This window comes from Streptomyces sp. NPDC049887 (assembly GCF_040656535.1).
GTDB lineage: Bacteria > Actinomycetota > Actinomycetes > Streptomycetales > Streptomycetaceae > Streptomyces.
This window is the reverse complement of the sequence record NZ_JBFAMM010000004.1, coordinates 59,398-83,210: the sequence shown is the minus strand read 5'-3', so window position 1 is coordinate 83,210 and position 23,813 is coordinate 59,398. Positions and strand designations below refer to the sequence as shown.

Here is a 23,813-nt window from a genome sequence, read left to right as displayed (position 1 = left end):
GCGCGAGGAGGCCGGGATGTCGCTGATCAGTACGCTCGCCCGGCTGGAGGCCGTCGAGAGCGGGCGGGCGCAGCCGCTCGCCACCGTGCGGCACCGCCACCTCTCGCCGCGCCCCATGGTGTTCGTCCCCCTCACCACGGCCGGTGAGGCAGGCGCCCCGCTCGGGGCGCTCGTGGGAACCGACCGGGACGCTCCGCGACTGCTCGCCGTCGCCCAGCCGAGGGACCGTGAGCTGCGGTTCGCCTTCCTCGCCAAGCTGGCGGAGACGCTGCTTCCGTACCTCGACGGATACGCCGACCACGTGGAGCCCGCCGAACGGAGCGAGACGGACCCGGAGACCGGCAGACGGGTCAGGGTCGAGGTGGAGCTGTGCGCGGACGCGCCGCAGCTCATCGTGCCGAGCAGGCCCGGCGTCGATTTCGTGCGCCTCCTCGGGCGGTCGATGCGGTTCCGGCGGACCGCCGAGCAGGACCCCGACGCCCCCTACCCGGCTCCCCCTCGCGTGCCGCTGCTCGGGCGCTGGCTGACGCACTACGGCGAGCGGGCGCGGGTGCCCGGCTCGTCGCTGCTGCTCGCGATGACGGATCTGCTGGGCCGGCACTGGGCGACCGGGCAGTCCCACCTGGAGGACCAGCACCTCGGTGCGCTGCTCGCCTGGATCGCACCGCCGGAGGGGTGGTCCGGCGCCGAGGCGGCGCTCCGGGCCGAGGTGGCACGCGACCGCGAGGGCCAGTTGGTGTGCCCCCCGGCCGGGCCCGCCACGGACCCGGCGTTCGACAACAGGCTCCTCTCGCCCGCGATGGAGCGGTACGACCGCGCCCGCCAGGCCCTCGCCGCCGCCGAGGACGGCGCCGCGGCCGAGGAGCAACTGGCCCGGCTCACCTCGGCCGAGCGGGAGATCCGCGGCCTGCTCGAGGGGGTGCTGCGCCCCACGTGGGACGCGGTGTGGGCCGGTATCAGCCTGCTCCGGGAGCTGCCGGAGGGAGGGCACGTCGCCGACCGGTGGACCCGCGACCGCTGGTCGTTCACGGGTCACCGCGACCGGGTGCGGGCCGGTGAGCCCCCTCAGCCGCGCCGGGACGACGCGGTCACCGCCGCGCGGAAGCTGTCCGCGCGCGAGACGGCCCAGGCTCAGCTGGAGGCCCAGGAGGCGCTGGACGATCCGCTGGTGCTGGCGGCACGGCGGCTCGCGGGCGAGGCGTTCGTCGGCGTGGTCACCGATGTGGTCATGGCCTGGTCCGAGTCGAAACGCCCGTCGCCCCGACCGCTGCTGACGGTGCGTACGGACGACGATCCGCACCTGGGTGCCGGCGCGAAGGCCTACCGCTCGCTGGACGGCAGGCCGCAGTCCGCCGAGTTCGTGCGGTACGAGCAGGACGGCGCGATCGTCCTGCGGCTGCTGGACCGGATGGGCCGCTCCAGGGACCCGGCGGAGGGCTCCGTGCCGGAGGAGGGCGAGCCCGTCGCCTGGACGCTGTTCGAGCACGACCAACGCGGCGGGCCGAAGCTGCCGGAACCGGAGGACACGCCGTGGACCCACGGCGGCCCGCCGCGTACCGACTCCGCCGAGAGCCCCGACGCCGTGACCCCGGAGGACCTGCTGTGACGGGGACCGTGACCCCTTTGTTCGACCCGGGCTCGGAGGCGGCCCGTGCCACCGCCGCCATCCTGGCGGACACCCTCCACGGAGACGCCCGGGGCGTCGTCGTGGACTCCCCGCCGGGCGCCGGGAAGTCGACGCTCGTGGTGCGGGCGGCACGGGAACTCGCCGCGGCCGGGCGCCCGTTGATGGTCGTGGCGCAGACCAACGCCCAGGTCGACGATCTGGTGGTGCGGCTCGCCGAGAAGGAGCCGGAGCTACCGGTCGGCCGGCTGCACAGCAACGACCCCGACCCCTACGACAGGGCGCTCGACGAGCTGCCGAACGTACGGAAGTCGGCGAAGGCGGGCGATCTCACCGGGCTGGACGTGGTGATCTCGACCGCCGCGAAGTGGGCGCACGTCAAGGGCGTCGAACCATGGCGGCACGCGATCGTGGACGAGGCGTACCAGATGCGGTCGGACGCGCTGCTCGCCGTGGCGGGGCTGTTCGAGAGGGCGCTGTTCGTCGGGGACCCGGGGCAGCTCGATCCGTTCTCCGTGGTCGGGGCCGAGCAGTGGGCCGGGCTGTCGTATGACCCGTCGGCGAGCGCGGTGTCCACGCTGCTCGCCCACAACCCGGAGCTGCCGCAGCACCGGCTGCCCGTGTCCTGGCGGCTTCCGGCATCGGCCGCGCCCCTGGTCTCCGGCGCGTTCTACCCGTACACGCCCTTCCGCAGCGGTACCGGACCCGGGGACCGTCGGCTGGCGTTCGGGGTCGCGTCGAACGGCACCGGTCCCGACCGGGTGCTGGACGAGGCGGCCGAGTCCGGCTGGGGCCTGCTGGAACTGCCCGCCCGGCACACCCCGCGCACCGATCCGGAGGCGGTACGGGCCGTGGCCCTCGTGGTCCGTCGGCTGCTCGACCGCGGGGGCGCGTCGGTCTCCGAGCGCTCCCCGGACCCGGTGCCGCTCACCGCTGACCGCGTCGCCGTCGGCACGGCCCACCGGGACCAGGCCGCTGCCGTCCGGGCTGCCCTCGCGGAGCTGGGTGTGTCGGGTGTGACGGTGGACACGGCCAACCGGCTCCAGGGCAGGGAGTTCGATGTCACGGTCGTGCTCCACCCCCTCTCGGGCCGCCCGGACGCGACAGCGTTCCACCTCGAGACCGGCCGCCTCTGCGTACTGGCCTCCCGCCACCGCCAGGCGTGTGTCGTGGTGTGCCGGGCGGGTGTCACCGAGCTCCTGGACGAGCACCCGTCCACGGAGCCGGTGCAGCTCGGCGTCACGGTCAAGTTCCCGGACGGCTGGGAGGCGAACCACGCGGTGCTCTCCCACCTCGGGGAGCACCGGGTCACCTGGACGCCGTAGCGGACTCGGCCCGGGTCCTCGGCCGTGCGCGCGGTGGTGGGCCCGGCCGGCCACAGGTCCGGGTGGCGCCGCCGCCCGGCCCCGCCCCCGCGGGGCAGCCGGGTCGGGTCCCGGGGGCGGGGCCCTCTTGTGCGGGGCGGGACAATAGGGATGGTCCGGAACCACGAGAAGGAGAGACGCATGGCGGAGTCGTCGGGGCGGAGCGAGCGGCGGGTACGGCCCTCACCGCTGCTTTTCGAGCCCGCGGAGGTCGCCTCCGACCCGGAGCACTTCTTCGATCTGGAGTCGATCGAGGATCCCCGGGAGCTGCTCTCACGTGCGACGGAGCTCACACAGGCGTTCCAGGCGGCGACGGACCGCGCCCTGGAGTACCAGGCGGTCGCTGCCGCGCAACTCGCCGACCCGCGCCGCTTCGACCGGCTGACGGCGGAGGAGATCGCACGTCGGGCGGAGTGGAGCGAGGACTACGCGAAGCGCATGATCGATTTCGGCCGCGACCTGCTGCGGGGGCCCGACCCCCGGCCGGCGCCCCGCTCCTAGTCGTACGCCCGGGGCGCCGCCCACCCTCCCGGGACAGCAGGCCCGGCTCGTCGCCCCCCGCGGCGGACGTCCCGGGTCAGGGACCGTTCCCGCACCCCGGATGCCGATCGCATATGACGAGCGGTGATGCCGGGTGGGGCAAGATACTCCTCCCGGCGCTCCCTGTCCCCAATTTCCGCAACTCGCGGAAACCGGCCGATAACTCCGCGTACACGTAATCGTCATGAGTACTCGGCCGCGAGACGACATCAGCGCCGCACCGTGCAGTCCCGCCCGTCACGACGAGCGCCGGCGGGACATCTTCGCCTTCCTCCGAGAGGACGGACGGCATCAGACAGCCCAGATCACCGCGCCCGGCGCGGACTGGCTCGCGTCCGCGAGCACGCACCCGCGGTCCGCGCTGGCGCTCTGGGAGTCGCGGCCCTCCGCGCCGTTCGTCGTGTCGTGCGGCGCGGGCGTCTTCGACGTGGTGAACGTGCCCTCGATGTTCGGGCGCCGGATGCTCGACCGGCTGTGGTCGGAGGGCCCGGGCTCGGGGCCGGTCGCGTACCACCGGGGCCGGATGCTGCTGTTCGTGGCACCGGGCACGGCCCAGCGGCTGCCGAGCCTGCTGGAATGGGAGGAGTGGGGCGGTTCCGTGCCGCCCCTGATCTGCCACGGCACGGGTGACGCGATCACGGCGCCGCCGCTCGCCCCGATGCCCGCCGGCGGGTCCGGGCCGCGCTGGGTGGTGGCCCCCGACACCCGGCACCCCTGGCTCCCGGGGCCGGAGGTGCTGCTCTGGGCCTGTGTGCGGGCGGCCCGTACGACCTCCGCCGCGACGGTGCGTATATCGATTTTTCCTCCCGCCGATCAGGGTGCTAAGGTCTACGACGTCAGCAGGCGCCGCTAGCTCAGTTGGTTAGAGCAGCTGACTCTTAATCAGCGGGTCCGGGGTTCGAGTCCCTGGCGGCGCACAGACGGAAGAAAGCCCCTCGCGGAAGCGGGGGGCTTTCCTCGTGGGCCCGCTGCGCCCCGCTCGCCGGGCCCGCCGGCATCCGCTCACCGCACCGTCGTGATCTTGATCGTCCACGCCCCCGTGCGGGTACGGTCCGCCACCTCGACGCGGACCCGCTCGCCCGGGACGGTGTAGGCCTCCCCCACGCCGAGCGGGGCGTCCGCCAGCTGCGGGTAGACCGAGCGGTCCCAGCACGCCCCGCTCTTGGGATGGGTGTCGATCACCTCGACGGGGCCGGCACCGGACGCCTCCTCGTTCCGCACCCGGTAGAGCAGCACGCCCTCCTTGCAGGTGTCCCGGTCGTTGCCCGTCGCTCCCCGCGCCTCGATGGCCAGCGCACTGTTCTGCCCGGTCCTGACGACCGCGAGCCGGGTTCCCGCGGGGCGTCCGGGCGTGGGAGCGGCCGCGAGAGGCTCCAGGGTGAGGACCCGGTCGGCCGGTCCGGTGACGCACCGGACCTGGTTCCGGTCCAGCCATCCCAGCTTCCACTTGTGCCAGCCGAGCAGCTCCGGGGCGAGGCCGAACTGGCTGCCCATCACGTCCCAGTCCCCCACATGGGTGTCCCAGTCGCCCTTGCCGTCCGTGGGCCGGTGGTAGAGGTCCGGCAGGTCGAAGACGTGACCGGTCTCGTGCGCCAGTACATGGCGGTCCGGCGGATGTCGTTCGAACACGGTGACGGCCCGTTTCAGCTCGATTCCGTCGGCCTTCGTCGCCGGCTCGAAATTGACCACCTTCGTCGCGTCGGAGTCCACCCCGGGGGCGTCCGGGTCGGCGACCAGATAGATGACGTCGTAGCGGGAGAAGTCCACGAGCGGGTCCGCGACGGAGACCGCGTCCCGCAGGTAGGCGGCGCGCCGCCCGGCGTCCCAGTCCCGCTTTGTGCGGTACTCGGTCGACGCCTTCGGCATCCGGATCCACTGGCGCACGGGGTGCGGCCGCAGCTGGAACTTCCCGTACGAGGCGTTGCGGAAGAAGTCTCCGGTCGCGGGGAAGTGGTCGGCGACCAGGTCGTCCGGTGTCGTGAGGGGGGTGGAGTCCGGGAAGGAGAGGAAGACCATGACGGCGTCGACGGCCCGGTCGGGCCGCGGGTAGGCGGAGTTCCAGCTGTCCAGTCCCAGCGAGTGGTGTGCCGCGGTCCGGGGCAGGGCGCAGGGGTGCGGAGAGGTCGCGGCCGAGGCGGGACCGGCCGCGAGGGTGGTCGCGACGAGGGCCACCAGGGAGGTGAACACAGCGGCGCCGGCTCGCAGGGTCGGCCGCTGCACTCCCTCGGGTGGATCCTCGAGCGTCTGCTGACCCTCCACGTGGACCTCCGGCTGCGGAATGCGGGACATCCAACCCAGCTTGTGCGTTTTTATGATGATTCGCACTGTTCCGCTGCACCGGTCGGGTGAGCAGACCACGACACCCCGGTGATACACGGAAAGTCACAACCGATCACGAGAGCCCTGGCCCGGTCCTCACCCGGGCAGAAACGATCGGTCTGGACCTTCCGGTCCCCCTGATCGCCGTCCGAAAGCTGGAACGCCCACCCGGCCGGCCTCTATGATCGGCACACTTTCCTGAGATTCCGGCCCTGGCCCGGCCTGAACGACACGACTGCACCGCGGGAGCGAGAGGTGAGCGGACACACGGAAGGACGGGGAAGCGCGACCGTCGCGGCACCCGACAGCGACCATCCTCCCGTCACGGAGGGTGAGATCCCCACGCCCCCTCCCGGCCCCGCCGGGCCGGTCCGCGGCCGGGCGGCCGAGACGCAACTCGCCGACTACCGCGCCGCGTTCAACGCCTCCCGGCTCGCCATGGCCCTCGTCGACCGCGAGGGCCTCGTCGTATCCGCGAACGACGCGCTCGCCGCCCTCCTCGGCGCCGAGCCGGACGCCCTCCGCTCGCGGCCCGCCGCCGATCTCGTCGACCTCGGCTCCGACGGCCGCTCCCTGCTCGCCTACGGCGAGGTGCTGAACGGGCGGAGCTCATGCTTCCGCTGCACCCGCCGCCTCAAACACGCGGACGGCCACCCCGTCTGGGCCGAGGTGACGGTCGCTCCCGTCCCCGGCGGAGAGCGCGTACTGCTCTCGGTCGCGGACATCAGCGACCGCCGTGAACTCCAGGCACGGCTGCGCCATCTCCAGATGCACGACCCGGTGACCCGGCTGCCCAACCGCGCCCTGTTCTTCGAACGCCTCAGCACCGCCCTCGACTCCTCGTCCTACGAGCACGGCGGCACGGGCCGGATCGGGCTCTGCTACCTCGACCTCGACGGCTTCAAGGCGGTCAACGACACCCTCGGCCACCGGGTGGGCGACCGGCTGCTCACGGCGGTGGCCTCCCGGCTGACCGAGTGCGCGGACCGCGACGGCCAGTCGCGCGGCGGTTCCCATCTCGTGGCCCGGCTCGGCGGCGACGAGTTCGCGATCCTGGTCGAGGACTCCACCGGCACGGAGCAGCTCGCCGATCTGGCCCGGTCCGTCCTGGCCGCGCTCCAGCAGCCGTTCGACCTGTCGGGGCAGCGGCTGTCGGTGTCCGCGTCCATCGGGGTGGTGGAGCGCGCGGCCGGCGGCACCACCGCCACCGGGCTGATGCAGGACGCGGACACGACGCTGTACTGGGCCAAGGCGGACGGCAAGGCCCGCTGGACGTTCTTCGACCCCGAGCGCAACGCGCACCGGATGACCCGTCAGGCCCTGTCCTCGTCGCTCAGACCGGCGGTGGAGCGCGGGGAGTTCACGCTGGAGTACCAGCCGCTGGTGTGCATGGCGGACGGAGCGGTCCGGGGTGTGGAGGCCCTGGTGCGCTGGAGGCACCCGCAGTTCGGCACGCTCGCGCCGAATCGGTTCATCGGAATCGCCGAGGAGGACGGGTCGATCGTCCAGCTGGGCCGCTGGATCCTGCGCACCGCGTGCCGGCAGGCCCGTCGGTGGGAGCTCCAACACCCGGCGGAACCGCCGCTCTTCGTCAGCGTCAACGTCGCCGTGCGCCAGCTGTGGGACTCCGACCTGGTCGCCGATGTGGCCGGGATCCTCGACGAGACGGGCCTTGCGCCCCAACTGCTGCAGCTGGAGCTCACCGAGTCCGCGGTGATGGGCTCGGCCGGGCGGCCGCTGCAGGTGCTCCAGGCACTGAGCGACATGGGCGTACGGATCGCGATCGACGACTTCGGGACGGGCTACTCGAACCTGGCCTACCTGAGCCGTCTTCCGGTGTCGGTGCTGAAGCTCGACGGTTCGTTCGTGCGCGGCTTCCGCTACGACGACGGCACGCATCCGAACCCCGCGGACGAGACGATCGTCGAGGCGATGGTCGAGCTCGCCCACCGGCTCGGTCTCACGGTCACCGCCGAGTGTGTCGAGACCGCGGGCCAGGCGGAACGGCTGCGTCGCATCGGCTGCGACACCGGCCAGGGCTGGCTGTACTCGCGCGCGGTGGCACCGGACCGGATCGCCGGGATGATCGGGATCAGTCCCCTCGCCGTCTGACCCCGGACAGGGCCTCCCCCACCGACGCGGACGGTCGTGGAAAAGCCGCCGTGCGGGCAACGCGTCGACGGCCCGACCGGATCGGTGACCGGACCGATCCGGTCCTCCTCGCCGCTGGGGCCCTTGTCGGCAGGCGGTCGGGGGCTTCCTTCGGGAACCCCGCGGCCGGGCCTTCCGCGAGGTCCCACGCCCGGCGCCGGGTCCTACCCGGGCAGCCCGTACGCGTCCGCGATCAGCTCGTAGGAGCGCAGCCGGGCCTCCCCGCCGTGGGCGTTGGTCGTGATCATCAGTTCGTCGGCGCCCGTGCGCTTCACGAGCGCGTCCAGGCCGGCGCGCACCTCGTCGGGCGTGCCGTGGACGATGTCGGCCAGCCTGCCGTCCACGAACTCCCGCTCCATCGGGCCGAAGTCGTACGCCTCGGCCTCCTCGGGCGCCGGGATCAGCCCCGGCCGGCCCGTGCGCAGCCGCAGCATCGAGAGCACCCCGGTCATCACCTGGCGGCGCGCCTCGCGTGCGTCGTCCGAGGCGAGCGCGGCCACGCCGATCAGTGCGTAGGGGGCGTCCAGGACCTTCGACGGGCGGAAGGAGTCCCGGTAGAGGTCGAGCGCCGGGACGGTGTTCCGCGCGGAGAAGTGGTGGGCGAAGGCGAACGGCAGCCCGAGCACCCCGGCGAGCCGGGCGCTGAAGCCGGAGGAACCGAGCAGCCAGACGGGGGGCCGGGCGGCGGTCTGGACCCCGCCGGCGGCAGTCGCCTGTACCGGACCGGGGACGGCGTGGACACGGGCGTACGGGTGGCCGTCCGGGAAGTCGTCGTCCAGGAAGCGCGTCAGCTCGGCGAGCTGCTGCGGGAAGTCGTCGGCACCCTCTCCCCCGGCCTCCCGCGCGGAGGCCCCCAGCCCGTCGGTGCGGCGCAGCGCGGCGGCGGTGGCGCCGTCGGTCCCCGGCGCGCGCCCGAGGCCGAGATCGACTCTGCCCGGCGCCAGCGCCTCGAGCGTGCCGAACTGTTCGGCGATCACCAGCGGAGCGTGGTTGGGCAGCATGACGCCGCCGGAGCCGAGGCGGATGCGCTCGGTGTGGGCGGCGAGGTGGGCGAGGATCACAGCCGGGGAGGACGAGGCGACGCCGGGCATCGAGTGGTGCTCGGCGACCCAGTGCCGGTGGTAGCCGCGCCGTTCCGCGAGCCGGGCGAGGTCCACGCTGGTGCGCAGCGCCCGGCCGGCGGTGCTGCCGCTGCCCACGGTGACCAGGTCCAGTACCGAGAGCGGCACGGGCGCTCCGCCCTGCGCCGTTGCCCGGATCTCGTCGGCGGCGCGCGCTGGGTCCGGTGTGTCCACGGAGGTGCCTCCTGCGTTGTCGTACATGTCCCAGCCACTAACAGGAGGGCATCTCCGTTTATTCCGCCCCATCGGCCCCGGCGGCGGGCCCTACTCCTCTTCCGGCCCTTGGTCCGGGCGGGCGAACAAGGCCCCCAGGCCGTCCGCCCACGCCCTCCGCTCGGCCAGCCGCAGGCCCTCCCACACGGTCACCTGGTTCGCCGTGAGGACCGGCTTGCCGAGGGCCTCCTCAAGTTCCTGGAGGTGGGCGGCGGTGTGCAGCGCGGTGTCCGGCATGAGCACCGCCTCCGCCCTCGGGTCGTCCCCGGCCCGGGCCAGCTCCAGCACCTGCTCGCGCTCCCAGGTGCCGACCTCGGCGGCCGTGACGATCCCGCTCGCCCGGGCCGCGACCACCCCGATGCCCGCCGACTCCAGGAACTTCTCGAAGAGCCCGGTCACGTCGTCCGGGTAGGTGGCCGCGACCGCCACCCGGCCGACGCCCAGCGCCTGCGCGGCGTGGACGAAGGCGAACGACGTGCTGGACGCCGGCAGCCCGGCGGCCTGCGCCAACTCGCGGATCTGCTGCTGGGCGCCGTCCCGGCCCCGGACGAAGCTGCCGCTCGTACAGGCCCACACCAGGGACTCCGCTCCGGCCAGCCGTAGTTCCTCCACCCCCGCGGCCAGCCGGTCCGCGGCCCCCATCTCGATCAGCGCGTCCTCACGGTGCGCGTCCTCGCCGATGTCGGTGTGGAAGACGGGAAGCCTGATGTCGCTTCCGAGCAGGACCGCGATCCTGGGGTAGTCGTCCTCGGCGGAGTGCCCCGGGTAGAGGAGTCCGACTGTCGTCATGTCCATCCTTCCTTTTCCTCCGGCTGGGCGACGGGGGGCACGACCGGCGGCACGGGCGGGGCCGGCGGGGGCGGCGGCTCCTCGTGCGGACCGGCGGTCCGCATCAGGAGGGCCTGGTAGGGACCGACGGCGTACACGCCGATCCTGCGCAGCGCCGCCCACATCGTGACCTGGTTCGCGGAGAGCACCGGCATGCGCAGCTCCGCCTCCAGCTGGGGTATCGCGTCATACGTCGGCAGGTTCGTGCAGCTGATGAAGAGGGCGTCCGCCGCACCCACCACCGCCTGGCGTGCCATGTCCACCACCGACCGGTAGGGCACCCTCCAGATGTGCCGGGTCAGTCCGAGGAAGGCGCGGCCCGTGACCGATACCCCGCCCTCGGCCAGGTAGTCCTCCAGCGACCGGGTCACCGACTCCGTGTACGGCGTGACGACGGCGATCCGGCGGGTGCCCAGCTCCTCCAGGGCCTCCAGCAGCGCGCCCGAGGTGGTCACCGAGGCGACCTCCCCCGCCGTGGTCATCGCCTCGCACATCGCCCGCTCGCCCGCCACACCGCCGACGAAGCTGCCGCTGGTGCAGGCGTAGGCGACGACCTCGGGCTCGGAGGCGGCCAGTGCCCGGACCGCCTCGCGCAGGGTCTCGTGCTCACTGACGATCCGCGCGAGGTCGAGCGAGACCTCGACCGGCACGAACGGGGTCCGGGTCAGACGCAGCGAGACGCTGTCGGGCACCCAGCGCCACAGCTCCCGGTCGAGTGCGAAGTCGAACGGGGCGACCACCCCGATCCCGCGCTGCGGGTCGGGACCGCCCAGAAACGAAACTTCGAGGGACACATCCATCACAGGCCCCCTCATTCACGCCTTGTTGACGACGGTAGGTTCGAGTGCGAGCGTGGGTCAATCCGTACATGTCAGACGTTCAGAAACGGTTTCCGCGCGATGTCCCTACCGGTTCTCCTCGTACTGGAAGCAGACCCTCCGCCGCGGCTCGGAAGTCTCACCGGGCGCGCCGACGTCCGGTACGCGGACGCCGGCTCCCTCGCCGCCGAACTGCCCGGGGCCGACGCCCTCCTGGTGTGGGACTTCACCTCCGACGCGGTGCGGCTGGCCTGGCCCGGGGGCGGTTCGCGGCCCCGCTGGGTGCACACCCCGAGCGCCGGCGTCGACCGGCTGCTCTGCCCCGAGTTCTCGGCCTCCGACACGGTCCTGACCAACGCCCGCGGAATCTTCGAGCAGCCCATCGCCGAGTACGTGGCCGCACTGGTGCTCACGATGGCCAAGGACCTGCCGGGGACGCTGGAGCTCCAGCGGCAACGGCGGTGGCGGCACCGCGAGTCACTGCCGGTGGCGGGCGGCCGGGCGGTGGTGGTCGGCGCCGGCCCGATCGGACTGGCGATCGCACGCACGCTGCGGGCGCTGGGCCTCGACGTCGCCGTCACCGGACGCACGGCCCGCCCCGGGGTGCACGGCGCCGAGGAGCTGGACGGGCTTCTCGCACGCGCCGACTGGGTCGTGTGCGCGGCCCCGCTGACGGAGGCCACCCGGGGCATGTTCGACGCCCGGCGGTTCTCGCTGATGCGCCCCTCGGCCCGCTTCGTCAACGTCGGACGTGGCGCGCTGGTGGTGGAGGACGACCTGGTCCCGGCACTGACCGGGCGGAGGATCGCGGGCGCCGCCCTGGACGTCTTCGAGGAGGAGCCGCTGCCGCCCGACAGCCGGCTGTGGGACGTGCCGGGGCTGATCGTCTCGCCGCACATGAGCGGGGACACCGTCGGCTGGCGCGATCGGCTGGGCGAACAGTTCGTCGGGCTGTTCGACCTCTGGGCGGCCGGAAAGCCGCTGCCGAACGTGGTCGACAAGAAACGTGGGTACGTCCCCTCCCATGACTCCTGAGCCGAACGACCTGAGTGCCCTGACCGCACGTCACCTCATCGCCGGCTACGAGCGCGGCGACTTCTCCCCGCTGGAGGCGGTACGCGCGGTGCTCGACCGGGCCGAGGCGGCGCAGCGCCTCACGAACGCGTTCGTCCGGATCGACGGCGATCGGGCGCTGGCGCAGGCGGAGGCGGCCACCGAGCGCCGCCGGAGGAAGGAGCCACTGGGGCCCCTCGACGGCGTACCGGTCACGGTCAAGGACATCCTGCTGCAGGCGGGCGGGCCGACGCTCCGGGGCTCCAGGACGGTGCGCCCGGACGGCCCGGCCTGGGACGAGGACGCCCCTGCCGTGGCACGGCTGCGCGAGCAGGGCGCGGTGTTCGTCGGCAAGACCACGACGCCGGAGTTCGGCTGGAAGGGCGTCACGGACTCCCCGCTGACCGGGGTCACCCGGAATCCGTACGACGTCTCCCGCACGGCCGGCGGATCCAGCGGCGGGAGCGCGGCGGCCGTGGCGCTGGGCGCGGCCCCGCTGTCGATCGGCACGGACGGCGGCGGCTCGGTCCGCATCCCGGCGTCGTTCTGCGGGATCTTCGGGCTGAAGCCGACGTACGGCCGGATCCCGCTCTATCCGTCGAGTCCGTTCGGCACGCTGGCCCATGCCGGGCCGATGACCCGGGACGCGGCGGACGCGGCACTGCTGCTGGACGCGCTCAGCGGCCCCGACTGGCGGGACTGGTCACAACTGGCTCCCGCGCCGAGGACGGGCGAGGGCCTCGCCGAGGGCGTGAAGGGACTGCGGGTCGCGTACTCGCCTTCCTTCGGCGGTCAGGTGGCGGTCCGCCCGGCCGTCGCCTCGGCGGTGCGCGGCGCGGTGGAGCGGCTGGCCGGGCTGGGCGCCTGGGTCGAGGAGGCGGACCCGGACATCACCGACCCGGTGGAGGCCTTCCACACCCTGTGGTTCACCGGTGCGGCACGCGTGGTGCAGCACTTCGGCCGGGAGCAGCGGGATTTGCTGGACCCGGGGCTGCGGGAGATCTGCTCGGAGGGCGAGCGGGCCTCGGCCCTCGACTACCTCGCCGCCGTGGACGCCCGGATGGAGCTCGGGCGCCGGCTCGGGCGGTTCCACACGGCGTACGACCTGCTGATCACGCCGACGCTGCCGATCACCGCCTTCGAGGCGGGCGTGGAGGTGCCGAAGGGCTCCGGCCACCGGCGCTGGACGGGGTGGACCCCGTTCACGTACCCGTTCAACCTCACCCAGCAGCCGGCGGCGACGGTGCCGTGCGGGGTGGACGGGGACGGGCTGCCGGTGGGGGTCCAGCTGGTCGGTCCCCGCCACGCGGACGCCCTGGTCCTTCGCGCGGCGCACGCCCTCTACGCCTCGGGCGCGGCGGCGCTGCCGGCACCGCCCGCCGCCGGCTGAGGGCTTGCGGATCACCGACACGGCGTTCGGTCCGCACGCCCCCGGTGCCGCACCGGACGGCGTTCACTCCGGCGCGGCACCGGGAAGCGGGCGCCCCGGCCCTCCGGGGGCCCTGGCGCGCCCCGGTCAGGCGCGGCGGAACGACAGCGTCTCGCCGAGTGCCCCGGCGCGCCACAGGTCCTGGCAGGCGTCGGCCATCCGGTCGAGGCCCTCGACCACCTGGCCCCACACGATGCCCGGCACCCAGCCGGTGTCGCCGTTGAGCAGCAGGTTGTTGCGCTCGTAGAAGAGCGCGAGGTCGACGGTCACCGGCCGGGACAGGTCCCGGTCGTAGCCGTACGCGGCGGTCCCCAGCTCCGTACCGCTGAAGGTGAAGTAGCAGAGGTCGCCCGGGATCGGGGTCACCGTCGGGTTCTCCAGCGGTGGCTCCCGGTCGGCGAAGGCGGGGAACAGGGCGTAGATCTCGTTGCGCGCGTACTTCGCGTGGTACACGTCGCCGCCGAGCGGCAGCGCCTCCCACACGGCCTGGCAGGTCAGCGGCGCCCGGTCGTCCAGGAGCCGCGCGGTGCAGCGCACTCCGCGCTTGGTGAGCGAAACTTCGATGAATCGATCGGCCATTGCCGACGCATACCCCGTCTGAGGCCGGGTAGCCGCGCCGCCATGGCTCCAGACACCAGACATCCGATACGCAGGCGCAGCCTGCTCCTGGGGACCGCTGGTGCACTCGGCGCGGCCGGCGTTGCCGGCGCGACCGGTTGCGCACGGGTCCCCTCCGGCGACAGCCTGGCCAGGCTGAGATCCCAGGGCACGGTGCGGCTCGGCATCGCGGGCGAGGTGCCGTACGGATACATAGACGAACAGGGCGAGTTCACCGGGGAGGCCCCGGAACTGGCGAAGGCGGTCTTCAAACGGCTCGGGGTGGCGAACGTGCAGCCGGTGGCGACCGACTTCGCCTCACTCATCCCCGGCCTCAACTCCCAGCAGTTCGATGTCGTTTCAGCCGGAATGTACATCAACAAGGAGCGCTGCGCGCAGGTCATCTTCTCCGATCCCGAATACCAGATGCTCGACTCCTTCATCGTGCGCAAGGGGAATCCGAAGAACCTGCACAGTTACGAGGATGTCGTGCGGACGAAGGCGAAGTTCGCAACGGGCACCGGATACGCCGAGATCGGCTACGCAGTGGCGGCCGGGTACCCCGAGAAGGACATCGTCATCCTCCAGGACCAGGTGGCCGGACTGAACGCCGTCGAGTCCGGGCGCGTCGACGTCTTCGCCGGGACCGCGCTCACGACCCGCGAAGTGGTCCGCAAGAGCAGGAAGGCCGAGGCGACGAAGCCGTTCGCGGCGATCGTCGACGGCAAGAAGAAGATCGACGGCGGGGGCTTCGCCTTCCGGCCGACCGACACCGAGCTGCGGGACGCCTTCAACGCCGAGATCCACAAGATGAAGAGGAGCGGCGAGCTCTTCCGCATCCTGAGCCGGTTCGGCTTCACCAAGGCCGAGATGACCGAGCTCACGGCGAAGGAGCTGTGCCGATGACCTCCGGACTCTGGCAGAACTGGGTGCTTCCCGGGATCTGGATCACCGTCCAGCTCACCCTCTACAGCGCCGCGCTGGCCACCGCCGTCGCGTTCGGTGTCGGTATGGCCAGAACTCATCGCTCCAAGGCGGTCCGCTTCGTCGCGGCCTTCTACACCGAGGTGTTCCGCGGGACCTCGGCCCTGGTCCTGATGTTCTGGCTGTTCTTCGTCCTCCCGCCGCTGCTGGGCTGGCAGTTGGTACCGATGTGGGCGGCCGTGCTGGCCCTCGGCCTGTCCTACGGCGCGTACGGCGCGGAGATCGTGCGCGGTGCGCTGAACGCCGTCACCCCGGCCCAGCGGGAGGCCGGCGTCGCGCTGAGCTTCACGCCCTGGCAGCGGATGCGGCTGATCCTGCTGCCGCAGGCCGTGCCCGAGATGATCCCGTCCTTCTGCAACCTGGCGGTCGAGCTGCTGAAGGGCACGGCGCTGGTCTCGCTGCTGGGTGTGGGCGACGTGTCGTTCGCGGCCTACCTGGTGCGGCTGGCGACCCAGGAGAGCGCGCAGATCTACACGGTCACGCTGGTGATCTACTTCGTGCTCGCGTTCCTCATCACCCGCTCGATGAAGGCCCTGGAACGGAAGACCAAGGCGAACCTGGGGGTGGTGGTCAAGTGACCTGGGACTGGTCCGCGGTCGCGGACTTCATGCCGCGTTTCTGGGAGGGCGTGCTCGTCACGCTGCAGATCCTGGTGCTGGGCTCGCTGCTGTCCTTCACGCTCGGCCTGGTCTGGGCGCTGGGACTGCGCTCCGGCTCGCGCTTCGTGCGCTGGCCGGTGGGGATGGTCACCGAGTTCATCCGCAACACCCCGCTACTGGTGCAGCTGTTCTTCCTGTTCTTCGTGCTGCCGGAGTGGGGGGTGCAGTTCTCCGCGCTCACCACGGGCACGATCGCCATCGGCCTGCACTACTCGACGTACACCGCGCAGGTCTACCGGGCCGGCATCGACGCCGTACCGGCCGGGCAGTGGGAGGCGGCGACGGCCCTGAGCCTGCCCGCCCACCGGACCTGGTCCGCCGTGATCCTGCCGCAGGCGGTCCGCCGGATCGCGCCCGCCCTCGGCAACTACGTCATCGCGATGCTCAAGGACACTCCGCTCCTCGCCGGGATCAGCGTGCTGGAGATGCTCCAGCAGTCCCGGCTGGAGAGCGCGGCGACCTTCCAGTACACGGAGCCGCTGACGGTCGTCGGCATCGCCTTCATCCTCATCGCCTACCCGGCATCCCTGCTCGTACGGACCCTGGAGCGCCGCCTTGCCCGCTGACACCGACCTCACCAAGCAGAACGACGAGCTCATCCGTTTCACGAACGTCACCAAGCGCTTCGGGGACAACACCGTCCTGGACGACCTGTGCTTCTCGGTCCGCCCCGGCAAGCACGTCACGCTGATCGGGCCCTCCGGGTCCGGGAAGACCACCATCCTGCGGCTGCTGATGACGCTGGCGAGCCCCGACTCGGGCACCATCGACGTCAACGGCGGCCGGCTGTTCCCCGCCGGCGAGAAGGAACGCAGAGAGGTGCGCAAGAAGATCGGCATGGTCTTCCAGCAGTTCAACCTGTTCCCCAACATGACCGTGCTGCGGAACATCACCGAGGCCCCGGTGCGGGTGCTCGGGCTCTCCAAGGACGAGGCCGAGGAACGCGCCCGCGAGCTGCTGGACCTGGTCGGCCTCGCCGACCGCGTCGACGCGCGGCCCTCCCAGCTGTCGGGCGGCCAGCAGCAGCGGGTGGCCATCGCCCGGGCGCTCGCGATGCGGCCGCAGGTGCTGCTGCTGGACGAGGTGACCTCGGCACTCGATCCGGAGCTGGTCGCGGGAGTGCTCGACGTCCTCAGGGACATCGCCCACACCACCGACATCACGATGCTCTGCGTGACCCACGAGATGAACTTCGCCCGGGACATCTCCGACGAGGTCCTGATGTTCGACGCCGGGAAGGTGATCGAGTCCGGACCCCCGGAGAAAATCTTCTCGGAACCCGAGCACGACCGTACTCGTGAGTTCCTCGGAGCGGTGCTCTGACCTCTCCCTCCAGGCACCACTCGTGACTCTGGCATATGCCAAAGTCGTGCGCCCCAGGATATGAGCCTGGGGCGCCCTGCATTTCTCGCCAACAGCCGCCCACTAAACGGTTCTTGGCGGCTATCGTGGTACGGAAGCTTGCGGTCACAACCTGGTAGGGGGAAACCGTGGCGCTGAAGCCCGAGCCGACCGCGCCGTTCCACTCGGTGCAGTACGCACTGCGTGTCCTGGAGACGATCTCCAGGCACAGCGGCGGGGTGACCGACGTCCAGATCGCGCGCGAGACCGGACTGCCGACCGGCCATCTCACGTCCCTGCTGCTCATGCTCCGCCGCGAGGGCTACGTGGAGCAGGTCGCGGACGGGGCGTATGTGATCGGCGACTCCCTGGTCCTGCTGGGCTCCGGCGTCACCCGGCGGGAGGCCCTGGAGCGCAAGCTCCAGGAGACGCTGAGCGAACTGCGCGACTCGGTCGGCGCGGCGGTCTACATCAGCCGGTACATCGACGGCGAGGTCAAGATCACCCAGTTCGCCGACGGTCCCCGCACTCCCAAGGTCAACGAGTGGGTCGACTTCCGCTCGGCGGCACACGCCAGCGCGGTCGGCAAGTGCCTGCTGACCCAGCTCGACCAGAACGGCCGCCGCGACCATCTCGCACGGCACAAGATCGCCCGGCTCACCTCCCGGACGATCACCAACGAGAAGATCCTCTTCTCCAAGCTGGACGCCCAGCCGCCCACCGTCCCGGTGCTGGACCTCCAGGAGTACGCGGTGGGCACGGTCTGCGCGGCGGTGCCGCTGACGGCCGGCTCCTCCGTGGGCTGCCTGGCGCTTTCGCTCCCGATCGAGCACGCCCACCGGCTGCGCGCCGCGGCCGACACCCTGAATCGCCGGGCGGCTCCGGTGGTGCTGTCACTGGCCCTGTGACCGGCCGGGCCCGCGAGGCCCCGAGGGCCCACGACCGTGGCGCCGGCGGCCTGCGTCCGGTGGTCGGGAGCACCCCTGCGGACCGGGTAGTATTACTTCTGTCGTCAGCCGCCGAGAGCGGTGAGTACGGCAGCCCGCGCCGCTAGCTCAGTTGGTTAGAGCAGCTGACTCTTAATCAGCGGGTCCGGGGTTCGAGTCCCTGGCGGCGCACAACCTCACGAGGGGCCCTCGCAGTTGCGAGGGCCCCTCGTGGTTTCCCGGAGCCCCGGCGCCCTCCCCGCGTGAGCCGAGGGCAGCCGTCCCCGCGCAACCGCCCGGTCACCGCGGGCCGACCCGGCCGGAGGCCCGCACCCGGGAGCCGCGCCGGCCGCGGACACGGCCGTGCCCACCCCTTGCTGGTCCTCGCGGGCAGGAACGGCAGGCTCCGGAGGTGACATCCATCACGTTCGCGGCCTCGATGCGTGCCACAGCGCCCAGCGGCCGGTGCGGGCGGGGGCCGGGGCCGGATTCCGCCGGCCCGAGCGAGGTCTCCGCGCCCGGACCGGGGTCTCTCCGGGCCGGCGGATCCCGTCGGCCCGGAGCGGAGTCCCGTCCGCCGACCGGCGACCGCCCGGCACGACCGGGACCCACCGCAGGACCACCCCGCCCGTCGGCCGGCGGTGAACCCGGAGCCCCCGCCCCGCCGGCCGCACCGGGGAGACCCGTCCGTCGGAACGACGGCCGGACTCACCGATCCAGGAGCCGGCCCTGCCCCTGCCGTTCACAGGAGCGGCGCAGCCGGGCGGCGTCGGCCGCCGTCAGCGGGCGGTGACCGTCCGTGCCGGGCTCCCGCCACCAGCCGGGCCCGGGCCCCGGAGCGGCAGCTCCGTGAGCGGTACGGCCGGTCCGGCGGCACCGGGGGCGACCTGGTGGTGGCTGGGCACGAGCCTCGTGGACCAGCCCCAACCGGTGACCACCCGCCGGCGCCTGACCGGCTCCGCGAAGGTCGTACCGCTCCAGGTGGCACCCGTACCGCGGCACGCGACTGACGAGACGTCAGAACTGTACGTCGGAGCAGGCGTAGAACGCGTTCGGGGTGTCGGCGATGGTCCACACCGCCAGGATCAGATGGCGGCCCGACTTCGACGGCAACGTGCCCGAGTGACTGAGCGTCCCCGGGGGGCGCTGGCCGTTGTACGGGATGGTCAGGAAGGGCTGCGGATCGAGTGCGGCCCTGGTGAGCGGCCGGCCGGGGTTCCAGCCGTTCCTGGTGATGTAGTACTTGAAGTCGGTCGTGGCGTGCATGGCGGTGAACTGCCACCGGAAGGTGTGGTTCTGGCCCGACGACACCCTGGTGGTGGGCCAGGCACCGCCGCGCGGGTCGTCGAGCTGCGCGAAGCGGCTGTTGCCGCCGGCGCAGATCTTCCCGTCCGCCGGACCCGCGCCGGGGAAGCCCTTGGGCCCCTCGACGCTCTGGGGCTCCCACTGGATCTCGCCGCAGTTGCCCACGGTGCCGTTGGCACACAGCTTCTGACGGCTGATCGGGGAGTCGGTGTAGCCGTGGCTGCCGGCGCTCCCGGTGGCGAGCAGGGTCGCCCCCGCCACCGCGAGGCCGACGACGCCCGCGCCTATTCGCTTTCGCATGCTGTCGCTCCTTGAGAACGTGGGGGAGTTCTGTGAGCCGTACCGTGCAGCTGCGCTTGTGCGGTCGTGCGGATTCCGGTCTAGACCAAGTCCCAAGCTATTGACGAATTTTGAACATGTCCAGACCAATCACCAATCCCCCGTCACGGGGTCTCCGCGCCGCCCGTCCTCGCCGTGCAGAACGCCACCGTCAGATCGCGCACGAGGGCCTTGCGCTCGTAGTCGTCGAACTCCACCAGCCCGCGCATCGTGAGCCGTTGCACCGTGTCGTCCACCGCGTCGACCACCGAGCTCAACACGGTGTCGCGGCGCTCGGCCTCCAGGGCGGCGACCCGACGGCGGCGCATCGCCGCGGCCACCTCGGGTGCGTACTCGATGCGCGTCGGCTGCGCAGAGAAGACGTCGATCCCGATGGGGGCGCACTCCGCCGCGAGCGTCTTCGTCAGGGCGTCGCCGACGGCCTCGGCGTTGCGGAGCGTCGGACGCAGTTCGAGGGCGGGACCGCCGCCGGCGGCCGGCGCCGAGGCATCGGCCGGGATCTGGGACAGCACCCGTGCCAGGGCCGCCTCCACCTGCTCCCTCAGGTACGACTCATGGTTCGCGACCCCGAGCACGGCCCGGGCCGTGTCCCGGACCCGCCACACGACGAGGACGACGGCCTCGAGCGCGGTGCCGTCGGCGTCGACCGACGGCATGGGGTCGCTGCGCCAGTGCCGCAGCCGTACGTCCACCCGGCGGCGGAGCAGCAGCGGACTCACCCACATGAGACCGCTGCGGCGGACACTGCCGCGGTACTCCCCGTACAGCGTCAGCACCCAGGCGTGGCCGACCCGGCCGCGCGCGAGCCCGCCGAGCGAGAACAGCGCGACGGTAAGGGACACGGCGAGCACGCCCCAGTGCACGAACCCGAGACCGCCGTAGGGCCGTTCGCCCAGCCCGAAGAGCGTCGTCACCTCGGGCGGGAATGCGCCCGCCCAGTGCAGCACGGCCGCGCAGACGACGAGGGAGACGACCCCGGCGAGCAGAGCCGTCCAGCCGGGGAGGACCGGCCCGGGCCGTTCGGTCAGCCGGGGGTCCGGCGGGGGTGCCGGCCGGCAGGTGGCCCGGCCGGCGGCCGGTGTGGACCGCCGTCCGGTGGCGGAGGTCACCGGGGGCATGGCGATGGTGTCGGGGCCGCTGTCGCCGTCGGCGTCCTTGGTCAGCCCGTACACGCCGAAGGCGCTCCCGCGGTCCTTGGGCTGTGCGCCGCCGTCCGGCCCCTTGCGGGCGGACGTCCCGTTGAGAGGGCGGGTGGCGTCCGCACCGCCGGCCGGCTCCGTCCGCAGGTCCTCCGCGGTCTTCCCGGCCGGGCCCCGGGTGGTCGCTCCGGCGGACGCGACGGCGTCCCGGTAGAGCAGGTGGACGGGGATGGCCCCGGTCGTATCGGTGCCGATGACGACCGTCCGACGACCGCCGGCGCCGCTGAACTGCCGCTCGGCCCGTTCGGTCGCGGGCGGGGTGTCGCGCGTGCCGCCGGACTGCTTCCCGCCCGCCTCGGACAGGACGCCCGGGTGGCAGCGGGCGTCGGTGACCCCGTCCGCGGAACCGCTCGGCTCGGGCGGGAAGGCGGTTCCGGGCCCCGTCCCGGACCCGCCCCCCGGAGCGGGCTCATGGGCGGGCGCGGGCAGTCCGGCCTCCGCGGGCACGCCGCCACGCCCGGCGGTGCCGTGCACGTCCGGTGTGCCGTGCGGAGCCAAGGTGCGGTGCCCGTCCGGACCGCCGTGCACCGCGGGGGCGTTGTACGGGTCCGCAAAGCCGTGCCCGTCAGGAGTGCCGTGCGCGTCCGGGCCGCCGTCGAACGACGTCGGCGCCTCCGGGCCCGACATGACCTCGGGTTCGGGCCCGCCGGAGGCCGTGCTGCCCGCGACGGGGAGCCCCGCGCTGTGGACGGCGACCGACGCAGAGGTCAGCCGGCCGAGCGGAAGAGAGGGACCCGGAGGGTCCTCGGAGTAAGGGGTCGTCGGGGTCACCGCGGTCGCCTCCTCGCGGGTTCGGTGCACATCGGAGTTGTGAATCATGAGAAGAGCCGCCGCCAGGTCTCGGGGCCGGGGTAGCCGTCGGCCGCCGCGCCGTGCCAGCCCTGCGCGCGCTGGAACGCCTCGACGCTGCGACGGTCCGCGTCGCCCCAGCGCGGACCGGGGCGGGTGGAGTAGTGCCTGGCGAAGCCCCGCTTCACCAGCTGCCGGCGGAGAGTGTCCAGATGCCTTCCGGAGCTGCCGGGGCGGAAATGTCCGTGACCCGGGAAACCCGGCGCGGAAGCGGCGGCTCCGGACGCCTGCCTCCGGGAACCGGCCGGAGCCGCCGTCGCGGCGCCCGGCCGGCGGGGTGCAGCCGCGGCGGGCGGTTGTCTGCGGGGAGCGGCAGGGACGGATCGGACGGTGGAAGCGGGCCGGGCCGGAGCGGCCGCTGCACGACCGCCGGACGGCGTCCCGGTCACGGGGGTCGGCGCGGGGACCGCCTGCCGGGCCCCCGCGGAAACGGATCCCGCAGCCGTGGCACCCGACCCGGCGGGGGCCCGCGCGGCGGAGGACGGCACCTGTTCCGGACCGGTCGCGGTCGGGCCCGCCGCCGGCGCGGGTGCCCCCGCCACCGAACCCACCTGCCGCCCGGGCCCGTTCGGCGCGGCCGCGTCGGCGCCGGCCGCCGCCTTCCTGCCCGTGCCGTTCACCAGCAGGCGCCAGGTGTCCGGCCCCGGCACCCCGTCCGCCTCCCTGCCCCTCCAGCCCTGGGCGTGCTGGAACGCCTGGGTGGCACGCCGGTGCGCCTCCCCCCAGCGCGACCCCGGACCGGCCGTGTCGTCGCTTCCGAAGCCCTGCTCCGCCAGCAACCTCGCGAGCCGGGCGACGTGCGCGTTGTCCTCGCCGGGCGCGAAGACCCCCACACCGGGGAACCCGATCTCCCCGATCTCCCCGAGCCCCTCGATCCCCTCGATCGTCCCGCCCGCGGTGCCGACGCCCTTCACCGCCTTGTAGCGGTAGGCCACGTACTGGTCGGAGTTGCTCCAGTAGGCCAGGGGCGTGGTCTGCCTGCGGGTGTTCGGCCTGGCCTGCTCGTACGCGATGTACTTCGTGCGGGCACTGTCCGCCCAGCCGCCGAAGATCGTGACATGGGAGCCCTTGGACGGATTGCTCAGGTTGTGGAAGAGCAGGATGTCGCCGGGCTGCAGGTCCTTGCGTTCGATGCGCGTGCCGAACTGGGCGAGGCTGCCCGTCCATTCGTTGCCCGGGAGGTGCCAGGCCATGGAGACGTAGCCGGAGCAGTCCTGCCGGTAGCCGTCCGCCCAGTACCTGCTCATGGAGTACGGGACCTTGGCGTTCACCCAGCGCTTCGCCCGGTTCATGATGTCGGCACGGGCCATCTTGCGCAGACCGGCCGTCCCGGCGGGGCCGGCGATCGGGCCGCCGTGCAGCGGTTCCTGACCGCCCTGCGGGGTCTCCGGGTCGGGGCGGGGATCGCGCCCGGACCCGGCGGGGCCCACCGCGCGGACACGATCGGCACGGGGGCGGTCCGTACCGCCGGGGCCCACCGGGGCACTGTCCGTTCCTGCACGCTCCACCGGGGCCGGGGCCGGGGCCGGGTCCCGTTCCGGCCGGTCGCGCCCCGGTCCGGCGCGCCCGGCCCGGGCGGTGTGGACCCTGGCCGCCCGCTCCCCGACCGGTCGCCGTGGCGGAGCCGCCGCTTGCGCCGCGACGGCAGGCGCCCCGGACCGTGCGGTCCGGGGCGCGGCCGCTTCCGGTTCGGGCACCGGGGGACGCCCCGCTCCGGGGTCGGCCAGGGCCCCCGCGTTCCCGCCACTCAGCACCGCTCCCGCCGCGGTGACCAGTACGAGAGCGCGGCGGGCGCCGTGCGCGGCCGGGTGACCGCCGGCACGCACCGGCAGGGCACGGGCCCGCTCCCGCCGCTGCTGGGCGCAGCCGGGGCAGACGCAGTCGCCGGCCGGCTCGTACTCCTCGAACACCGGAACGGTCATCCCTTACCTCTCCAGATCCACCACGCACTTTCGTAACGACAAATCGCATTTTGACGGAGCAAAGCGAAAAAACGACCATCCGACAGGCCGGAACGCGCAAGGAAATGGTCAGGAGCATCGCAGGGGGTCCGGTAAAGTTCTCCGGGTCAGCAGGCGCCGCTAGCTCAGTTGGTTAGAGCAGCTGACTCTTAATCAGCGGGTCCGGGGTTCGAGTCCCTGGCGGCGCACCGGC

The 23,813-nt window shown here is 72.9% G+C and carries 19 protein-coding genes, 3 tRNA genes and 2 pseudogenes; 15 read left to right on the top strand and 9 right to left on the bottom strand.

The window, feature by feature from the left end:
* Window positions 1-16: 16 nt before the first annotated feature.
* The 5 genes from AB0J10_RS06510 to AB0J10_RS06490 all read left to right on the top strand — a co-directional run bounded on the left by AB0J10_RS06510 (window position 17) and on the right by AB0J10_RS06490 (window position 4,445).
* Window positions 17-1,606, top strand: a complete 1,590-nt coding sequence (locus AB0J10_RS06510; RefSeq protein WP_363058449.1) for a hypothetical protein — start codon at window positions 17-19, stop codon at window positions 1,604-1,606.
* Window positions 1,607-1,614: 8 nt separating this feature from the next.
* Window positions 1,615-2,949, top strand: a complete 1,335-nt coding sequence (locus AB0J10_RS06505) for an AAA family ATPase (RefSeq protein WP_363058866.1) — start codon at window positions 1,615-1,617, stop codon at window positions 2,947-2,949.
* 180 nt (window positions 2,950-3,129) lie between these two features.
* Complete coding sequence (locus AB0J10_RS06500) at window positions 3,130-3,489, top strand: hypothetical protein (protein ID WP_363058447.1); 360 nt, start codon at window positions 3,130-3,132, stop codon at window positions 3,487-3,489.
* Between the two features lie 223 nt (window positions 3,490-3,712).
* On the top strand, window positions 3,713-4,381 hold the full coding sequence (locus AB0J10_RS06495) for a bifunctional DNA primase/polymerase (RefSeq protein ID WP_363058445.1): 669 nt from the start codon (window positions 3,713-3,715) through the stop codon (window positions 4,379-4,381).
* Window positions 4,372-4,445 (top strand) — tRNA-Lys (locus tag AB0J10_RS06490). Before AB0J10_RS06495 ends, AB0J10_RS06490 begins: the two co-directional genes overlap by 10 nt.
* Before the next feature lie 85 nt (window positions 4,446-4,530).
* On the opposite strand, the gene AB0J10_RS06485 is transcribed toward AB0J10_RS06490, so the two are convergent.
* Window positions 4,531-5,817, bottom strand: coding sequence for a M6 family metalloprotease domain-containing protein (locus tag AB0J10_RS06485; protein ID WP_363058443.1), 1,287 nt, complete (start codon window positions 5,815-5,817; stop codon window positions 4,531-4,533).
* A gap of 285 nt (window positions 5,818-6,102) precedes the next feature.
* Here AB0J10_RS06485 and AB0J10_RS06480 point away from each other — a divergent pair, with 285 nt between their 5' ends.
* Entirely contained in the window at window positions 6,103-7,959 is a 1,857-nt protein-coding gene (locus AB0J10_RS06480) for an EAL domain-containing protein (protein WP_363058442.1), read from the top strand.
* 203 nt (window positions 7,960-8,162) lie between these two features.
* Here the strand turns inward: AB0J10_RS06480 and AB0J10_RS06475 are convergent, their stop codons facing one another.
* The 3 genes from AB0J10_RS06475 to AB0J10_RS06465 all read right to left on the bottom strand — a co-directional run bounded on the left by AB0J10_RS06475 (window position 8,163) and on the right by AB0J10_RS06465 (window position 10,960).
* On the bottom strand, window positions 8,163-9,320 hold the full coding sequence (locus AB0J10_RS06475; protein ID WP_363058440.1) for an LLM class flavin-dependent oxidoreductase: 1,158 nt from the start codon (window positions 9,318-9,320) through the stop codon (window positions 8,163-8,165).
* A gap of 63 nt (window positions 9,321-9,383) precedes the next feature.
* The gene (locus AB0J10_RS06470) at window positions 9,384-10,121 is read right to left on the bottom strand and encodes an aspartate/glutamate racemase family protein (protein ID WP_363058438.1); all 738 of its coding nucleotides are present in this window, start codon (window positions 10,119-10,121) and stop codon (window positions 9,384-9,386) included.
* Complete coding sequence (locus AB0J10_RS06465; protein WP_363058436.1) at window positions 10,118-10,960, bottom strand: decarboxylase; 843 nt, start codon at window positions 10,958-10,960, stop codon at window positions 10,118-10,120. The genes AB0J10_RS06470 and AB0J10_RS06465 overlap by 4 nt, the downstream gene beginning before the upstream one ends.
* Window positions 10,961-11,059: 99 nt before the next feature.
* Here AB0J10_RS06465 and AB0J10_RS06460 point away from each other — a divergent pair, with 99 nt between their 5' ends.
* Both AB0J10_RS06460 and AB0J10_RS06455 read left to right on the top strand, forming a co-directional pair.
* Complete coding sequence (locus tag AB0J10_RS06460; protein WP_363058434.1) at window positions 11,060-12,013, top strand: D-2-hydroxyacid dehydrogenase; 954 nt, start codon at window positions 11,060-11,062, stop codon at window positions 12,011-12,013.
* On the top strand, window positions 12,003-13,421 hold the full coding sequence (locus AB0J10_RS06455) for an amidase (RefSeq protein ID WP_363058432.1): 1,419 nt from the start codon (window positions 12,003-12,005) through the stop codon (window positions 13,419-13,421). The genes AB0J10_RS06460 and AB0J10_RS06455 overlap by 11 nt, the downstream gene beginning before the upstream one ends.
* Window positions 13,422-13,547: 126 nt before the next feature.
* Here the strand turns inward: AB0J10_RS06455 and AB0J10_RS06450 are convergent, their stop codons facing one another.
* The gene (locus AB0J10_RS06450; protein ID WP_363058430.1) at window positions 13,548-14,039 is read right to left on the bottom strand and encodes a DUF3830 family protein; all 492 of its coding nucleotides are present in this window, start codon (window positions 14,037-14,039) and stop codon (window positions 13,548-13,550) included.
* Between the two features lie 42 nt (window positions 14,040-14,081).
* Here AB0J10_RS06450 and ehuB point away from each other — a divergent pair, with 42 nt between their 5' ends.
* From ehuB to AB0J10_RS06420, 6 genes are all read left to right on the top strand, one after another.
* Window positions 14,082-14,963 (top strand): ectoine/hydroxyectoine ABC transporter substrate-binding protein EhuB, encoded by an 882-nt coding sequence (gene ehuB, locus AB0J10_RS06445; RefSeq protein ID WP_363058428.1) that lies wholly within the window; start codon window positions 14,082-14,084, stop codon window positions 14,961-14,963.
* The gene (ehuC, locus tag AB0J10_RS06440) at window positions 14,960-15,619 is read left to right on the top strand and encodes an ectoine/hydroxyectoine ABC transporter permease subunit EhuC (RefSeq protein ID WP_138055042.1); all 660 of its coding nucleotides are present in this window, start codon (window positions 14,960-14,962) and stop codon (window positions 15,617-15,619) included. Before ehuB ends, ehuC begins: the two co-directional genes overlap by 4 nt.
* Window positions 15,616-16,266: an ectoine/hydroxyectoine ABC transporter permease subunit EhuD gene (gene ehuD, locus AB0J10_RS06435; protein WP_363058426.1), complete on the top strand. Its 651-nt coding sequence runs from the start codon at window positions 15,616-15,618 to the stop codon at window positions 16,264-16,266. The genes ehuC and ehuD overlap by 4 nt, the downstream gene beginning before the upstream one ends.
* Window positions 16,256-17,023 (top strand): ectoine/hydroxyectoine ABC transporter ATP-binding protein EhuA, encoded by a 768-nt coding sequence (ehuA, locus tag AB0J10_RS06430; protein WP_363058424.1) that lies wholly within the window; start codon window positions 16,256-16,258, stop codon window positions 17,021-17,023. Before ehuD ends, ehuA begins: the two co-directional genes overlap by 11 nt.
* 167 nt (window positions 17,024-17,190) lie before the next feature.
* Window positions 17,191-17,949 (top strand): IclR family transcriptional regulator C-terminal domain-containing protein, encoded by a 759-nt coding sequence (locus AB0J10_RS06425; protein WP_336553923.1) that lies wholly within the window; start codon window positions 17,191-17,193, stop codon window positions 17,947-17,949.
* Window positions 17,950-18,085: 136 nt separating this feature from the next.
* Window positions 18,086-18,159, top strand: a tRNA-Lys gene (locus tag AB0J10_RS06420).
* Window positions 18,160-18,984: 825 nt separating this feature from the next.
* Here the strand turns inward: AB0J10_RS06420 and AB0J10_RS06415 are convergent.
* The 4 genes and pseudogenes from AB0J10_RS06415 to AB0J10_RS06400 all read right to left on the bottom strand — a co-directional run.
* On the bottom strand, window positions 18,985-19,572 hold the full coding sequence (locus tag AB0J10_RS06415) for a lytic polysaccharide monooxygenase (protein ID WP_363058422.1): 588 nt from the start codon (window positions 19,570-19,572) through the stop codon (window positions 18,985-18,987).
* Between the two features lie 143 nt (window positions 19,573-19,715).
* Window positions 19,716-21,629, bottom strand: coding sequence for an SPFH domain-containing protein (locus AB0J10_RS06410; protein ID WP_363058420.1), 1,914 nt, complete (start codon window positions 21,627-21,629; stop codon window positions 19,716-19,718).
* Window positions 21,626-21,880: pseudogene (locus tag AB0J10_RS06405) on the bottom strand (peptidoglycan-binding protein); the annotation flags it as partial. The pseudogene AB0J10_RS06405 and the gene AB0J10_RS06410, both read right to left, overlap by 4 nt.
* Window positions 21,881-22,261: 381 nt before the next feature.
* Window positions 22,262-23,056, bottom strand: a pseudogene (locus AB0J10_RS06400) (peptidoglycan-binding protein); the annotation flags it as partial.
* A gap of 678 nt (window positions 23,057-23,734) precedes the next feature.
* On the opposite strand from AB0J10_RS06400, the gene AB0J10_RS06395 reads away from it, so the two are divergent.
* Window positions 23,735-23,808: transfer RNA gene (locus AB0J10_RS06395), tRNA-Lys, on the top strand.
* Window positions 23,809-23,813: the final 5 nt, after the last annotated feature.

Excerpts from the sequence above, each read along its gene's own strand:
- AB0J10_RS06450 (WP_363058430.1), bottom strand. The coding sequence starts at position 14,039 with ATGGCCGATCGATTCATCGAAGTTTCGCTCACCAAGCGCGGAGTGCGC.
- AB0J10_RS06465 (WP_363058436.1), bottom strand. The coding sequence starts at position 10,960 with ATGGATGTGTCCCTCGAAGTTTCGTTTCTGGGCGGTCCCGACCCGCAG.
- AB0J10_RS06485 (WP_363058443.1), bottom strand. The coding sequence starts at position 5,817 with ATGTCCCGCATTCCGCAGCCGGAGGTCCACGTGGAGGGTCAGCAGACG.
- AB0J10_RS06470 (WP_363058438.1), bottom strand. The coding sequence starts at position 10,121 with ATGACGACAGTCGGACTCCTCTACCCGGGGCACTCCGCCGAGGACGAC.
- AB0J10_RS06460 (WP_363058434.1), top strand. The coding sequence starts at position 11,060 with ATGTCCCTACCGGTTCTCCTCGTACTGGAAGCAGACCCTCCGCCGCGG.
- AB0J10_RS06455 (WP_363058432.1), top strand. The coding sequence starts at position 12,003 with ATGACTCCTGAGCCGAACGACCTGAGTGCCCTGACCGCACGTCACCTC.
- ehuC (WP_138055042.1), top strand. The coding sequence starts at position 14,960 with ATGACCTCCGGACTCTGGCAGAACTGGGTGCTTCCCGGGATCTGGATC.
- AB0J10_RS06495 (WP_363058445.1), top strand. The coding sequence starts at position 3,713 with ATGAGTACTCGGCCGCGAGACGACATCAGCGCCGCACCGTGCAGTCCC.
- AB0J10_RS06475 (WP_363058440.1), bottom strand. The coding sequence starts at position 9,320 with ATGTACGACAACGCAGGAGGCACCTCCGTGGACACACCGGACCCAGCG.
- AB0J10_RS06415 (WP_363058422.1), bottom strand. The coding sequence starts at position 19,572 with ATGCGAAAGCGAATAGGCGCGGGCGTCGTCGGCCTCGCGGTGGCGGGG.
- ehuB (WP_363058428.1), top strand. The coding sequence starts at position 14,082 with ATGGCTCCAGACACCAGACATCCGATACGCAGGCGCAGCCTGCTCCTG.
- AB0J10_RS06500 (WP_363058447.1), top strand. The coding sequence starts at position 3,130 with ATGGCGGAGTCGTCGGGGCGGAGCGAGCGGCGGGTACGGCCCTCACCG.
- AB0J10_RS06510 (WP_363058449.1), top strand. The coding sequence starts at position 17 with ATGTCGCTGATCAGTACGCTCGCCCGGCTGGAGGCCGTCGAGAGCGGG.
- AB0J10_RS06410 (WP_363058420.1), bottom strand. The coding sequence starts at position 21,629 with ATGATTCACAACTCCGATGTGCACCGAACCCGCGAGGAGGCGACCGCG.